At 46.7% G+C, this 13,933-nt stretch carries 13 protein-coding genes and 4 tRNA genes; all 17 read right to left on the bottom strand.

Annotated elements, in window-relative coordinates; genetic code table 11:
• Positions 1 to 3: 3 nt before the first annotated feature.
• A complete protein-coding gene (gene yycI / locus ACTRXI_RS04375; RefSeq protein ID WP_474261246.1) occupies positions 4 to 939 on the bottom strand; it encodes a two-component system regulatory protein YycI in 936 nt (311 codons plus the stop codon).
• Position 940: 1 nt separating this feature from the next.
• Positions 941 to 2,305: a YycH family regulatory protein gene (locus tag ACTRXI_RS04370; protein WP_474261245.1), complete on the bottom strand. Its 1,365-nt coding sequence runs from the start codon at positions 2,303 to 2,305 to the stop codon at positions 941 to 943.
• Positions 2,302 to 4,152 (bottom strand): cell wall metabolism sensor histidine kinase WalK, encoded by a 1,851-nt coding sequence (gene walK / locus ACTRXI_RS04365; RefSeq protein ID WP_474261244.1) that lies wholly within the window; start codon positions 4,150 to 4,152, stop codon positions 2,302 to 2,304. The genes ACTRXI_RS04370 and walK overlap by 4 nt, the downstream gene beginning before the upstream one ends.
• 3 nt (positions 4,153 to 4,155) lie before the next feature.
• Positions 4,156 to 4,866 carry a response regulator YycF gene (yycF, locus tag ACTRXI_RS04360; protein ID WP_091615232.1) on the bottom strand — a complete coding sequence of 237 codons (711 nt, stop codon included), beginning with the start codon at positions 4,864 to 4,866 and terminating at the stop codon, positions 4,156 to 4,158.
• A 227-nt stretch (positions 4,867 to 5,093) separates the two neighbouring features.
• Positions 5,094 to 5,169: transfer RNA gene (locus tag ACTRXI_RS04355), tRNA-Phe, on the bottom strand.
• Between the two features lie 181 nt (positions 5,170 to 5,350).
• Positions 5,351 to 5,426, bottom strand: a tRNA-Asp gene (locus tag ACTRXI_RS04350).
• Between the two features lie 199 nt (positions 5,427 to 5,625).
• Positions 5,626 to 5,700: transfer RNA gene (locus ACTRXI_RS04345), tRNA-Glu, on the bottom strand.
• Positions 5,701 to 5,705: 5 nt separating this feature from the next.
• Positions 5,706 to 5,781: transfer RNA gene (locus tag ACTRXI_RS04340), tRNA-Lys, on the bottom strand.
• A 142-nt stretch (positions 5,782 to 5,923) separates the two neighbouring features.
• Positions 5,924 to 7,216: an adenylosuccinate synthase gene (locus ACTRXI_RS04335; RefSeq protein WP_474261393.1), complete on the bottom strand. Its 1,293-nt coding sequence runs from the start codon at positions 7,214 to 7,216 to the stop codon at positions 5,924 to 5,926.
• A 220-nt stretch (positions 7,217 to 7,436) separates the two neighbouring features.
• On the bottom strand, positions 7,437 to 8,801 hold the full coding sequence (dnaB, locus tag ACTRXI_RS04330) for a replicative DNA helicase (RefSeq protein ID WP_474261243.1): 1,365 nt from the start codon (positions 8,799 to 8,801) through the stop codon (positions 7,437 to 7,439).
• Positions 8,802 to 8,897: 96 nt separating this feature from the next.
• Positions 8,898 to 9,341, bottom strand: a complete 444-nt coding sequence (gene rplI, locus ACTRXI_RS04325; RefSeq protein ID WP_474261242.1) for a 50S ribosomal protein L9 — start codon at positions 9,339 to 9,341, stop codon at positions 8,898 to 8,900.
• On the bottom strand, positions 9,338 to 11,308 hold the full coding sequence (locus tag ACTRXI_RS04320; RefSeq protein ID WP_474261241.1) for a DHH family phosphoesterase: 1,971 nt from the start codon (positions 11,306 to 11,308) through the stop codon (positions 9,338 to 9,340). Before ACTRXI_RS04320 ends, rplI begins: the two co-directional genes overlap by 4 nt.
• 12 nt (positions 11,309 to 11,320) lie before the next feature.
• Positions 11,321 to 12,259 (bottom strand): YybS family protein, encoded by a 939-nt coding sequence (locus ACTRXI_RS04315; RefSeq protein WP_474261240.1) that lies wholly within the window; start codon positions 12,257 to 12,259, stop codon positions 11,321 to 11,323.
• Between the two features lie 250 nt (positions 12,260 to 12,509).
• A complete protein-coding gene (locus ACTRXI_RS04310) occupies positions 12,510 to 12,647 on the bottom strand; it encodes a hypothetical protein (protein WP_474261239.1) in 138 nt (45 codons plus the stop codon).
• A gap of 152 nt (positions 12,648 to 12,799) precedes the next feature.
• Positions 12,800 to 13,036, bottom strand: coding sequence for a 30S ribosomal protein S18 (gene rpsR, locus ACTRXI_RS04305; RefSeq protein ID WP_022792963.1), 237 nt, complete (start codon positions 13,034 to 13,036; stop codon positions 12,800 to 12,802).
• Positions 13,037 to 13,080: 44 nt separating this feature from the next.
• Entirely contained in the window at positions 13,081 to 13,569 is a 489-nt protein-coding gene (ssb, locus tag ACTRXI_RS04300; protein ID WP_474261238.1) for a single-stranded DNA-binding protein, read from the bottom strand.
• Positions 13,570 to 13,596: 27 nt separating this feature from the next.
• Entirely contained in the window at positions 13,597 to 13,884 is a 288-nt protein-coding gene (gene rpsF / locus ACTRXI_RS04295; protein WP_022792961.1) for a 30S ribosomal protein S6, read from the bottom strand.
• Positions 13,885 to 13,933: the final 49 nt, after the last annotated feature.

Here is a 13,933-nt window from a genome sequence, read left to right as displayed (position 1 = left end):
TCCCTATTCATTAGCCGGTGCTTCTTCCCCGTTTTCCGCTGAACCATCTTCTTCAGCATCTTCTTCCGGGTCAGAGTCATTTTCCGGCACCTCCGGTTCGACCATGATATCCTCTTCGCCGTTATTCTCCATTACCTGCTCCCATGATTGGACGCGCTGGGTTCTGGCATTCACCAGGTACCTCGATTCTCCGTTTACTTCCACAATATACATCGGTGTATATAAATAAACGTTTTCTCCCTGAGGTGTAACCTGGTTAAAGTAACCGACGCTCACATCGCTCACCGTATCGTTTGTCTGCAGAATACCGTTGCTCGGGTTCCCCAGGGCTTCAATAGCATCCTCCGGAGGAATGGTGCTGTCTGCCGGAGTGGCATCGAGCTCAAAATACGACTGTCGGAAGCCCACAATCTCGTCCTGGTCGTTAAACACCAGCTCAAGCTGGGCAGACGTCTCCGGTTTATAAATCTGCTTATCGTCAAACGTCTGATAATAGTACTGCCTGTTTAACTCTTCATCCATCTGGCCCTGTTCATAATCGTCTGCACTCCAGACATAGTCGCTTAAAAAGGAGGCCAGATCCTCGTTCCGGTTAGCTTCAGATATTTCCACCGGTTCCTCGAGCGTAGCACTCATTCCAATCAGTCGTTCGTTTGATATATACGTAATTTCACTAATGTTTGAGTTGTCTTCTACCTTTTGAGAGCGGCTCCCGTCTTCAAAATCCACGTAGCTTGCTTCTAGATGAAGCTGTTCAATCCGGTCCGGCAGATCATCCTCTGGATACCCATAGAGCCGCTGTTCTGATTCCTCACCGCCTGTCTGGGAGGCAGAGCTTTCCTGGTAATTGGTCTGCTGTTCTAAATAACTCGAAAGCAAAAATGTATTAAGAAGCAGGAAAACAATAATAAAAATGGTCTTTGTTCTCGCCCAGTCCATCTTATTCTCCTCCTTCTTCGTTATCGTCTCCGCCAAAATCCACTGGAGACCAGCTGCCATCGCAGCGGACAAACCACCCGGGCTCCATGTCATAATAGCCGGAATTTTCCCCGTTTCTTGAAATGCTGTAGCCGATTTGTATATCTTCAATCAGCGAAGAACTGCACTGCTCCTGTACAGCATCGAGCGTTTCTTCCCCGGTGGGAAGATCGGTGGAGACACCAGCAGCCCCGGTCCTGACCGGGTTATTTTCCAAATCAAACAGCGGCCGGGAATACCCACTTGTCTGCGTGCCTACATTCGACACCTGAATGGAAGCAAAATCACTGCCATTGGAGTCCCGGAAGACTGGCAGACCGCCTTTATTCATTCTGAAGGTAACCGTTGTTTCTCCGTCCAGGGTGGTGGAATCATAATACTGGTAATTATCCGACCAGCCGGCATGATTGTTCACGAACTCAAAGGAAGAAACAAGGCTGCTTGTATCATTACCGTCTGTCTGCTCCGAATAGGTTGGGTTGGCATAACGAAGGTAATCCCCGGCATTATTAATCCGCAGCTCTCTCGTGCCGTCTGTGATGACTTCTGATGAATCATAGTTGTACGTCTGAAGGTTTTGTCCATTTCCTTCCGGCAGCAACACCTGCTGAAAGCTGTTGGCTGATAAACTCGTGGAAGCATAGGTATAATTCGTCCGGGATCCCGGATCTTCGGGAATATAAATATGCTTTTCATACCCGTTTTCATCAGCACTGTAAGTAAGCATGTTTTCGTATTCCGAGAGATACCGTTCGTGCTCCACATCGCTTTTATCCAGGCTGGTGTTGCTGTTTACAACTACACCCTGATCGTAGGAAACAAACGCAGCGTTCAGTTCTTCACTTGCCGGTGAAGCTGTTAATATAATCCGGTCAATCGAGCCATCCAGGATGCTGGATGCTTCATCGCTTTCATCCTCAAAGCTGAACAGTTCATTGATCATCGACCACGATACCGACGACGGAAATACAAGCTCCATCGAATATTCTGCTGAAGAGACGTTTTCGTACAGCTCATCATGCTCCAGGTCAGTCGCTGATGTTTCTGTGATGCTTGCCTCTTCGAGCTGCCGGAAGGCTTTGTCCAGGTCAGTTGAAGCCTGGTCCTCGGTCATGAGAACACTTCTGCCATTTGAACGCACTACTCCCTGATTCGGCCGGACGATTTCACCTGCTTCCCGGGTCTCTGCTATTTCTGTCGTTTCCTGTACGGTTTCAGAGGAATTGACGCTATCATATTCGGGCTGAAACGACCAGTTCTGCCAGGTAAGAAGCAGACTGCCTATTACTAAAATCGTTAACACCCAGGATTTGATTGTTTCTTTCATGATCCAGCCTCCGCTTTATTAATCACTGAATATGGCAGCGTAATTAATATAGTGGTTCCTTTTTTCCATTCACTGTCAGCCGCAATTCTTCCGCCGTGCGCATGGATAAATTCCTTGGCAATCGCAAGACCCAGTCCGGTGCCCCCGAGGTTTCTCGCTCTCGCTTTATCCACCCGGTAAAACCGGTCAAAAATACGGTGCTGGCTTTCTTTTGGAATGCCTACACCCTGATCGCTGATTTCCACGTCTACAGCATCGGCACGAGTAAACATCTGCACACTGATTTCCCCGCCATCCGGCGAGTACTTCACGGCATTTGAAAGCACGTTATCAAAGACTTGATAAATCCTGTCTTTGTCCATATCTACGTATACCGGGTAGGAAGGGACTTCTTTATAGAAAGCAATATTTTTATCCTTGTTAATCATTTCAAAGCGTTCAATCACCTGATTAATCATTTCAGACAGGTCCACAGTAAAAAAGTCCAGGCTGATTTCGTCACTGTCCATCCGCGAAAGCTGAAGCAGGTCGTTCACGAGCCGGATCATTCGGTCCGTTTCGTTCTGGGTCACCTGTAAAAAGCGGGGTCCCAGATTTTCATCCTGCATCGCTCCGTCTTCGAGAGCTTCCATGTAGCTCTTCAGCGTAGTCAGCGGAGTTCTTAATTCGTGAGAAACATTTGATACAAATTCCCGGCGCTCTCTTTCGATCTTTTCCTGCTCCGTGACATCATGAAGCACGGTAATCAGACCAGTAACCGGTCCGTCTTCGTTTCGCACGATGGAAAAGTTGGCCTGCAGCAGAAAATCCTGTTCCTCGCTGCTGAAATCCAGCATAATCGCTTCATTATAATCATACAGATCACTCGATGTCAGCGTCTCAGACAAATGCAGAGCTTCTGTAATGTACGTGCCTTCCATTTCGTCGCTGTTTTTGTTTAACAGCTGCTCAGCGCGTTTGTTCATCAAAATGATGCGCCCGAGTTCATCAGTGGCTATAACCCCGTCTGTCATATGGGTCAAAACCGAGCTTAATTTCTTCCTTTCATCCTCGGTGCTTGCCTGGCTCTCTTTTAGTTTCAGCGTCAGCTGGTTAAAGGAATGGGCCAGCTGCCCGATTTCATCGTTGCCGTACACGCGGACTCTGCGGGAAAAGTCTCCTTCCCCCATAATTTTAGCCTGGCGCTGCATGTCCGCGATAGGTCTTGTAATCGTGCGGGCTAGCAAAATACCAAGGATGGCGTTTAAAATCAGCACAATAATGCTCGCTGCAATTAAAATACTGCTGATGTCATTTACCAGGCTGTATACGCTCGACATGTCGGAACGCACGTACAATACACCCAGAATTTCTCCGTCTTCTTCGATCGGCCGCACAATTAAGCTGACCCTGTGGCCGCTGTCGGCGTCCCAGCGCACTTCTTCAAGCGTATTCCCTAATAACGCCCGCTGCACAAGGTCATCGTTCGATTGGTTATTGACGATATCCTGCTCGTTTATATTCGACGTGCCTAAAATAATCTGATTGGAGCCGATCACCCTGGCTTCCGGACTCGACTGTCCCGGATCATTATTTGCTCCTGAATTGGCAAATTGGCTTAATAAACTGTCGATATCCTCCTGAACCGTATTATCGTCTTCTCCTCGACTCTGTGTCAGTTCTTCCTGCACATTATACTCCAGAAGATCGGTCTGCTCGGCGAGCGTATCATTAAAATTTTCCACGAGCGTGTCTTCAAGAGCGCTCGTGAAAAATACGGTAATGAACTGCATCGCTACAAAAATCAGCAGCACGAAGATCAAAATGAGTTTAAAATGAATCGATTTGAAAAAATCGATAATCTTCATACATTACTTCTCCTGTTCTGGATGTTTTAAGTAGTATCCAACACCACGTCTTGTCACAATCCACTCAGGGAAGCTCGGATTGTCTTCTACTTTCTCTCTTAAACGGCGCACCGTTACGTCCACGGTACGTACGTCCCCAAAGTAATCATAGCCCCACACGGCCTGCAGAAGATGCTCTCTTGTCATTACCTGGCCGATATGGCGGCCAAGGTAAAGAACCAGTTCAAACTCCCGATGCGTAAGGTCTATCGGCTCCCCACGTTTTGTTACTAAATAAGCATCCGGGTCTACGAGAAGGTCACCGATTTTTATAGCATTCTGCGGCTCGGTGCTGCCTTCTTCTGCTGCCGGCTGCTTCCTGCGAAGATTGGCTTTAACTCTGGCCAGAAGCTCCCGGTTGCTGAACGGTTTGGTTACATAGTCATCTGCTCCAAGTTCAAGACCGAGCACCTTATCGATTTCCCCGTCTTTAGCAGTTAACATGATGATGGGCATATCAAACCGCTTCCGGACTTCTCTGCATACTTCCATGCCGTCCTTGTTTGGAAGCATGACGTCAAGAAGAATCAGATCCGGACCGAAATTATCCACCTTTTCTAAAGCTTCGTCGCCGTCATATGCACAAACAACCTGAAACCCTTCTTTTTGAAGATTAAATTCTAATATATCAGCAATTGGCTGTTCATCATCGACTACTAATATTTTCTCATCCATGTTCCCACCGCTCCATTCCTCAAATGTGAAAAGGCATAAATTCAATCATCTATGTGTAGTAACATCCTGCAAAGGTATGCCTCTTTATGTTTATTGCAAAATATTTAAGAGGATTACAATTCTCTTTCACATTGTAACACAGCTCTTTATCTGTTCCTATCGAGGCCGAAAGCCTGTGAAAAAAGCGCCTGGACGTCAATGTCCAGGCGCTGGTTATTTTATAAAAATGGTGGCTCGAGACGGAATCGAACCGCCGACACGAGGATTTTCAGTCCACTGCTCTACCGACTGAGCTATCGAGCCATGCTAAAAAAATAATTTTGCTTAGATACTGCTCTTGCTTCCAGGGCTACTGTCCTTACCCTCATTCTTTGCTTATTCGATGAAGCAATTCGGGACGGACAACTCGCAGAACATTCGGAGAAGTATCGCTTGTTGCTCTACCGACTGAGCTGCCTGGCCATGAGTAAATCAGAAAATAAAATGGCGGGCCTGACGGGATTTGAACCCGCGATCTCCTGCGTGACAGGCAGGCATGTTAACCACTACACCACAGGCCCTTTTTAAAAAGAATACACTGCGAATCTTATCGTCTGCTGCTTTCGTTCGCTGCAGTCACGTACGCTTTGTACGTTCCTTTGCTCTCTCCCTGGCAAACTCAACCTTCTGGTGTCTTCTTTCCAAAAATGAGTAAGGGGGAATACACTGCGAATCTTATCGTTTGTTTCAGTGATGTTCATTTTCTGCTTGATAAGAAAATGGTGACCCGTACGGGATTCGAACCCGTGTTACCGCCGTGAAAGGGCGGTGTCTTAACCACTTGACCAACGGGCCTTTCATGGTGAGCCATGGAGGATTCGAACCTCCGACCCTCTGATTAAAAGTCAGATGCTCTACCAACTGAGCTAATGGCTCCTAATATGAAGAAATTGTCGCTGTGGATAACGACAACATGAGTAATATTATCACGTCACAGATGCAATTTCAACTAGTTTTGCATGAAAAAAGTGATTCGTTGAAAAAAGCATCCGCCTCTATGGCAGATGCTTAGTGGTTTTTATTGGATAGCCCATACACCGCGGACCATATTTGTCTGATTCCGGTCCGGGCCTACTGAGAAAATGCTGATAGGAATGTTGGTCAGCTGGGAAATACGTTCAATGTAATGACGGGCATTTACCGGAAGATCCCCGAGCGACGAAGCACCGGTGATGTCTTCTGTCCAGCCCGGCAGCTCTTCATAAATCGGCTCGCACTCTGCAAGTACCTTCAGGCTCGCAGGGAATTCTTCCATAATCTCTCCCCGGTACTTATAGGCCTTGCATATTTTGAGCGTTTCAATACCGGTCAAAACATCAATGGAATTTAAAGATAAATCGGTGATCCCACTCACCCTGCGGGCATGACGCACGACTACGCTGTCGAACCAGCCGACACGGCGGGGCCGGCCGGTAGTGGTCCCGTATTCGTTTCCGACTTCACGAATCTGGTCCCCGGTTTCGTCAGACAGCTCTGTTGGAAACGGGCCGTCGCCAACGCGGGTCGTGTATGCTTTGGAAACGCCCACCACGTGCTGAATTTTGGACGGTCCTACTCCCGAACCGTTAGTTACGCCGCCGGCGATAGGATTTGAGGAAGTGACAAAGGGATACGTGCCCTGGTCGATATCAAGCATCACGCCCTGCGCACCTTCAAACAGCACCCGGCGGCCTTTATCGATCGCTTCATTCAACTCTACCGATGTATCACAGACATACTTCGCAAAGAACTGGCCATACTCATAGTATTCATCCAGAATATCTTCAAGCTCAAACCCTTCTGCGTCATACATTCTTTCGAGCAGACGGTTCTTTTCTTTCAAATTCCGCGACAGTTTTTCCCGGAATTCATCTTTATCCAGAAGGTCAGCAATACGGATGCCTACGCGGGCAGCTTTATCCATATAAGCCGGGCCAATGCCTTTACGGGTCGTTCCAATTTTATTTGTGCCTTTGCTGTCTTCTTCCACGGCATCGAGACGCAGATGGTAAGGAAGAATAACGTGGGCACGGTTGCTGATACGCAGGTTGCTTGTATCAACGCCGCGCTCATGCAGATATTCCAGCTCTTCAACGAGCGCTTTCGGATCAATAACCATTCCGTTTCCGATGACACATGTTTTATTATCATAAAAAATTCCGGACGGAATTAAATGAAGCTTGTATTTAGTTCCTCCGAAGACAATCGTATGACCAGCGTTATTTCCACCCTGGTAACGGGCCACAACCTCCGCATTTTCTGATAAGTAATCCGTTACTTTTCCTTTTCCTTCGTCTCCCCACTGAGTTCCTACAATTACTATTGACGACACAGCGTCCACCTCCACAATCTCTCCTGCCGGCACCTTAGGCATATTTTTCTTGCTTATCCAATAACGTTCACTTGGCTTCATCTAAAGTTTTCATATTCTTATTTTATTATGGAGAAAATCCCTTAGATAGTCTATCAACCACGGCACACAAAGTCAATAAAACACGAACATTAAAAGTTTTATTTGCTTAATTTGTTCGCTTATACAAAAAGCCCGGAGTCTAAGCTCCGGGCGGGATCTGATTATCGTCGTGTCGCCGGTCCAAATTAACGAATTTATTATATTCTTTAATAAAAGCGAGCTCGGCCGTACCAACCGGCCCGTTACGCTGTTTGGCAATAATAATTTCAATGATATTCTGGTTTTCGGATTCCTGATCATAGTAATCATCACGGTATAAAAACGATACAATATCTGCATCCTGCTCAATACTTCCGGATTCCCTTAAATCAGACATCATCGGGCGTTTATCCTGCCTGGATTCCACCCCGCGGGAAAGCTGGGAGAGCGCAATTACAGGGACCTCAAGTTCACGCGCAAGAGCTTTTAAATTTCGGGAGATTTCCGAAACTTCCTGCTGGCGGCTTTCCCCGCCTCTGCTGCTTCCCTGGATCAGCTGCAGATAGTCAATCAGAATCATTCCAATACCCCGTTCCTGCTTCAAACGGAGGCATTTCGCACGTATATCGTTTACCCGTATGCCCGGGGAATCATCAATAAAAATACCGGCTGAAGATAAGCTCCCCATCGCCATCGTCAGCTTTTCCCAGTCCTCTTCCTGAAGCGCACCGGTACGAAGACGGTTAGCATCAATGTTTCCCTCTGCACAGAGCATCCGCTGCACAAGCTGGGCAGCACCCATCTCCAGGCTGAAAATAGCCACATTTTCCTCGGTTTTTGTTGCAATGTTCTGGGCAATGTTTAAGGCAAAGGCCGTTTTCCCCATCGAAGGCCTCGCAGCCACAATCACCAGGTCACTGCGCTGAAATCCGGCAGTCATATGATCGAGCTCGGCAAAGCCGCTCGCAATTCCGGTTACGTCATTTTCCCGGTTCTGCAGCATTTCAATATTGTCATATGTTTCAATGAGTACATCTTTGATGGAAACGAAGGCAGACGAACGACGCTCCTGCGATACTTCCATTATAGTCTTTTCAGCTTCGTTAAGTACTTCCTCTACATCATGTTCTCCGCTGTAGCCTTCATTCACTATGTTAGTTGCCGCACGTATCAGCCGCCGCAGCAGGGACTTACTGTATACGCCCTGACTGTAATAACCAACGTTGGCCGCTGTCGGTACAGCATTTGCCAGATCGGTAAGATAAGAAAGACCGCCGATTTCTTCGAGCACCTGTTTTGCCTGCAGTTCCGTGCTGACCGTAATAAGATCAACCGGCTCTCCCCGTTCAGACAGCTCAATCATCGTATTAAAAATACGCTGATGCGACTGACGATAGAAATCTTCCGGCATCAAATGCTCCGTGGCAGTAATGAGTGCTTCGCCCTCTAAAAAGACAGCACCTAAAACAGCCTGTTCTGCTTCAATATTCTGCGGGGGGACCCGTTCTGTGAAAATATCATTCATTGCTTTCACCTCTATAGAACGTGTTGAAAAAAAGAGCCTGGTTCTTACCCTCTGTTTATGACGGGGAAACAGGCTCTTTATTCATCCACGCAGCTGTTACTCTTCCGTCACGTGTACGTTTACGACAGCTGTGACTTCAGGATGAATCTTGATTGGTACTTTAGTATAGCCAAGTGAACGAATTGGCTGGTCAATTTCTATTTTACGTTTATCCACTTTCATGTTCATGCTTTTCAGCTTTTCCGCAATCTGTTTTGTAGAAACCGCTCCGAACAAACGACCGCCTTCTCCTGCTTTGGCAGTAAGCTCTACGTCTGTTGTTTCGAGCTGCTCCTTAAACTTCTTCGCCTGCTCAAGCTCTTCCTGCTCACGTTCTTTTTGTTTTTTCTGCGTAGCTTCCAGGTCCCGCAGATTGCCTTTGCTCGCTTCTACAGCAAGGTCCTTCTTTAATAAATAGTTTCTGGCGTACCCTTCGGATACGTCTGCAACTTCACCTTTTTTCCCCTGGCCTTTTACGTCTTGTTTCAGTATGACTTTCATTCGGATGTGCCCCCTTGCAAATATTCATCAATGGCCTGCTTCAGGCGTTTTTCCGCTTCTTCAATCGTAGTATCGGTCAGCTGCGTTGCCGCATTCGTTAAATGACCGCCTCCGCCTAAAGCTTCCATTATTAACTGCACGTTCACTTCACCAAGCGAACGGGCGCTGATACTAATTTTATCATCCTGACGCTTAGATATCACAAATGAACCTTTGATATCGTTCATCGTAAGCAGGGTATCTGCTGCCTGAGCGATTAAAATCTGGCCGTACATTTCATCTTCCGCAGCGGCGGCAACAGCCATGCCGTCACGGTAGACCTCCGCCCGCTCGATAAGATGCGACCGCTCCACGTATTGATCGAGATCTTCTTTTAAGAGCATCTGCACCATAGTCGTGTCGGCACCGTGCATTTTTAAAAATGAGGCTGCATCGAACGTTCTAGATCCGGTTCGGATGGCGAAGCTTTTCGTATCCACAATAATGCCTGCAAGCATCGCCGTTGCTTCAAGCACATCCATACTGAGCTTTTTCGGCTGATACTCCAGAAGCTCTGTTACAAGCTCGGCTGTGGATGAAGCGTACGGTTCCATATATACAAGCACCGGATCTTCAATGAACTCTTCTCCCCGGCGGTGGTGATCAAGAACAATCGTACGGTTCACGCGGTCAATCAGCCGCGGCTCGATAACCATGGAGGGTTTGTGTGTATCCACAACAACGAGCAGCGTGTGCTTCGTCACTTCATCCATTGCTTCTGACGGCGTAATAAATTGAGACCAAAGGTATTCATGGTTTTCGATTTCTTCCATCAGCTTTTTCACATCCGGATTAATTTCATCCGGATCTACGACAACATACGCATCTGTATTATTTACCTCAGCGATTTTAAGCACGCCAATCGCAGCACCAATAGCATCCATATCCGGATTTTTATGGCCCATCACAATGACCTGGTCGCTTTCGAGAACAAAATCACGCAGTGCATGGGAAATAACTCTGGCGCGCACCCGGGTACGCTTTTCGACCGCATTGGACTTTCCCCCGTAAAAACGCACCTTTCCGTTCGCGTCCTTGATGGCTACCTGATCGCCTCCACGTCCGAGTGCGAGATCGAGACTGGACTGGGCCAGGGAACCAAGCTCCTGCAGGGAGGGCTCGCCCGAACCGATGCCGATGCTAAGGGTGATGGTCACCTTCTCTTTACTCGTAATATCACGTACGTAATCGAGCAGCTCAAACTTTGTCTGCTCAAGATGATCAAGGGCGTCCTGATTCATGATAGCAATAAACCGGTCTACAGCGATGCTGCGCAGTAAAATGTCATGATCCCCCGCCCACTCATTCAAAGCGGTAGTCACATGACTCATCAGCCGGCTTCTTGTCTGATCGTCCATGCCCTGGGTAACTTCAGTGAAATTATCCAAATAAATAAACGCCACAACTGATTTTTCTTTTTGATACATCGCCTGAATATCCGTCGTTTCAGTCATATCAAAAAAATACAGCAGCCGTTCTTCGCGGTGAATATAAACGGTATAATGACGATTTCTCATCGTTAAATGTATTTCGCTTTCCCCCTGCTTAATCGCTGCAGCCAGACGTTCAGATACAGTACTGATCGGTTTTCCCATGAACTCCTTCGGCAGGTAGGAAAGAATGAAGGGGTTCGCCCACTGTATCTGATAATTCTTATCATATAACAGTATGCCGATAGGCATTTCGGTTACTGCCTCTTCCCCCGCCTTGTTCACACGGTGGGTCAGCGTAGATATATACCGTTCAAGCTCTTTTTCAAATGAACGCTCCGCCTGGATAACATAAATAGCCAAAGCTCCAAGCAGGACAAATCCTACAGCCCCTATTTCCCATTGAAACCAGGTGAGAAAGGCAAGTGCTATTCCGGCTAGTATGAACAATCCGACGATATGATAGCCGTACCACCGCCGTATTAAAAACTTCGGCATGTAACTCAACCCCTACTTCGTGTCGGTTTGAATGCGTTGCTTCAAGTTTAAACCTAAATCTATTATACCTAAAATGCGGGCCAAAAATAATGCTATTGTTGATAATAATATACTCCCGACGATAATGAGAACCCCGTAGTATTTCGGATAGGATTTAGCATGCAGGAAATAAAAGATCACGGTAAAGCCCTGAATCGCCACAGCCAGCTCCAAAAGAGGAAAAAGATTCATAACAACAATATACATAGCCGTGCCTTCTTCAAGCCCAATCAAAATAAATATGGAACCGGTCAAATAATACCATATGAGAGACCTCGGAAAATTCCAGTTTCGAAAAGCCGGAAACTGCTGGTAATCCATCCGGACACGCTTCAAAATAACATGAGCGAACACCTGGGTTATAAATGAAAGAATAATGCCTGTGCCAATAAGGAGCACCGGACCGATGTATTGAATCAGTGTAACCATCTCTGCTAAGGCATCCAGATTTGAGGTATTCTGATCGATACTCTCCATCATGCTTCTCGCCTGGGCAATAGATTCATTCAGTGTTTGCTGGATCAATTGGATCGGATCAATATTAAACAAAAGAACCGAACTTAAATAAAATAAAACCAGGCCGATGATATAAGCCACAGTCCCTGCAGCAAAAACGGCAAAAGCCGGCTTCTTTTGATGAATAAGCGCACCTGCTGCAATGCCCCCAAGACCGAAAATCAAAGCAGTCGGAAAACCAATACCACCCGTAAACAAAGTCGCAAGCAGCGCACAGACGATAAACATAAAAATGCCCGGCTTCCATCCGTTTCTTGCCACAAAAATAATAAACGGAAGCGGCATCGCTATCGTTAATATACTTCCGACGACCGGCACAAAGATCAGCAGCAGTACCAGCACCAGGAAAATAGCGCTAAAGACGGCTGCTTCTGCGACACTTCTAGCATTTTTCACTTCACGTTCACCTCATTTACAAAGGCAGTCAAATAAATGTACAGCAGCCGCCCAATTGCTTTCACTCCCACATTATCCCAGTGCTGCCTTTATCTCTTCGTACTCATGGAAATTCCATTCGTTCATTTTAGCTTATTCCCTTTTAAAAAGAAAGACGAACAGCCGAATAGTCAAAGGCTGTACATATCTAAAAAACGCTGACTTACGTCAGCGCCTTATTTCGTTTATTTATCTGCAGCCGGGCTTTTATTTATTCTTCATTCGGCAGCTTGAAGGAAGATTCGTTTGGAACCTCTGCTTCTATGTTTTCCTCTGCGGCTTGAATATCATCCTGCTTCAATTCTTCAAGCTGTTTATTAATTTTTGTAATATAAGACTGAACGTCCATATGAAAACCTCCTTCCCAGTATATAAAACGCTTTAACAATTACTTCATTTATACCCCGGGGAGGGAGCGGCCTAAACATACAGCCAGTTTCCATACAATAAAACACCCTTCCCCGGGCATAAGGCCTGGAAAAGGGTGTTTAAATGTTTCCTTTACTGCTCGCGCACAAAAGGAAGCAATGCTACGTGACGGGAACGCTTGATAGCGCGGGTCAGCTTACGCTGATATTTCGCACTCGTACCAGTTACGCGGCGTGGAAGAATCTTCCCTCTTTCTGAAATAAACTTCTTCAAGAGTTCAGTATCTTTGTAATCGATATGAGTAATTTTGTTTACTGTGAAGTAACAAACTTTCCGTCTTTTTCCTCTACGACGTGCTGCTGCTGCCATTGTTTATCCTCCTTTATAAAAGATTGTTTATGCTCTCAGGGGTTTTAGAATGGCAAATCGTCATCTGAAATGTCGATTGGCTGCCCGTTATCCGAAAACGGATCATCGTTTAAATTAGACGAATCGCGATTTTGCTGGCCTGAACCTGAGCTCTGGCTGCTCTGCTGTTGAGAATAGCCGCTTCCCTGCGAAGAACCTCCGCCTCCGGACGCTCCGCGCGGTTCAAGGAACTGCACGCTCTCCGCCTGAACTTCTACTACCGTTACACGACGGCCTTCCTGGTTTTCATAGCTCCGGCTCTGCATACGTCCATCCACACCGGCCAGGCTGCCTTTTTTCAAGTAATTGGCCACATTTTCTGCCTGCTTCCGCCAAATGACGCAGTTAAGAAAGTCTGCTTCCCGTTCGCCCTGCTGGTTGGTAAATGGACGATTTACCGCAATGCGAAAGTTAGCGACTGCTACGCCGTTCGGGGTATAACGCAGATCAGGGTCCGCGGTCAGCCGACCGACTAACACGACACGATTTATCATTTAAACCCCTCCTGATTGTTAATGAAATTAGTCGTCGTTACGAACAACTAAGTGGCGGATTACGTTATCATCGATTTTAACCAGACGGTCAAATTCGTTGGTAGCGTCCGCGGTGCCTTTAATGTAGGTTACAACGTAATACCCGTCACGAAAATCATTGATTTCGTATGCGAGACGTTTTTTTCCTACTTCGTCTACTTTTTCAATTTCAGCGCCGTTATCCGTTAAGATTTTGTTGTACCGTTCGATTGTGTTTTTGACACCATCTTCGTCAACATTCGGGCTGATAATGTAAAGTACTTCATAATTCCGCATGCTGCGTCACCTCCTTTTGGTCTTCGGCTCTTCTCCGGTGGAAAAGAAC

The organism is Marinococcus sp. LNHM4E3-1, assembly GCF_056034405.1.
This window is presented reverse-complemented; position numbering and strand designations above follow the sequence as displayed.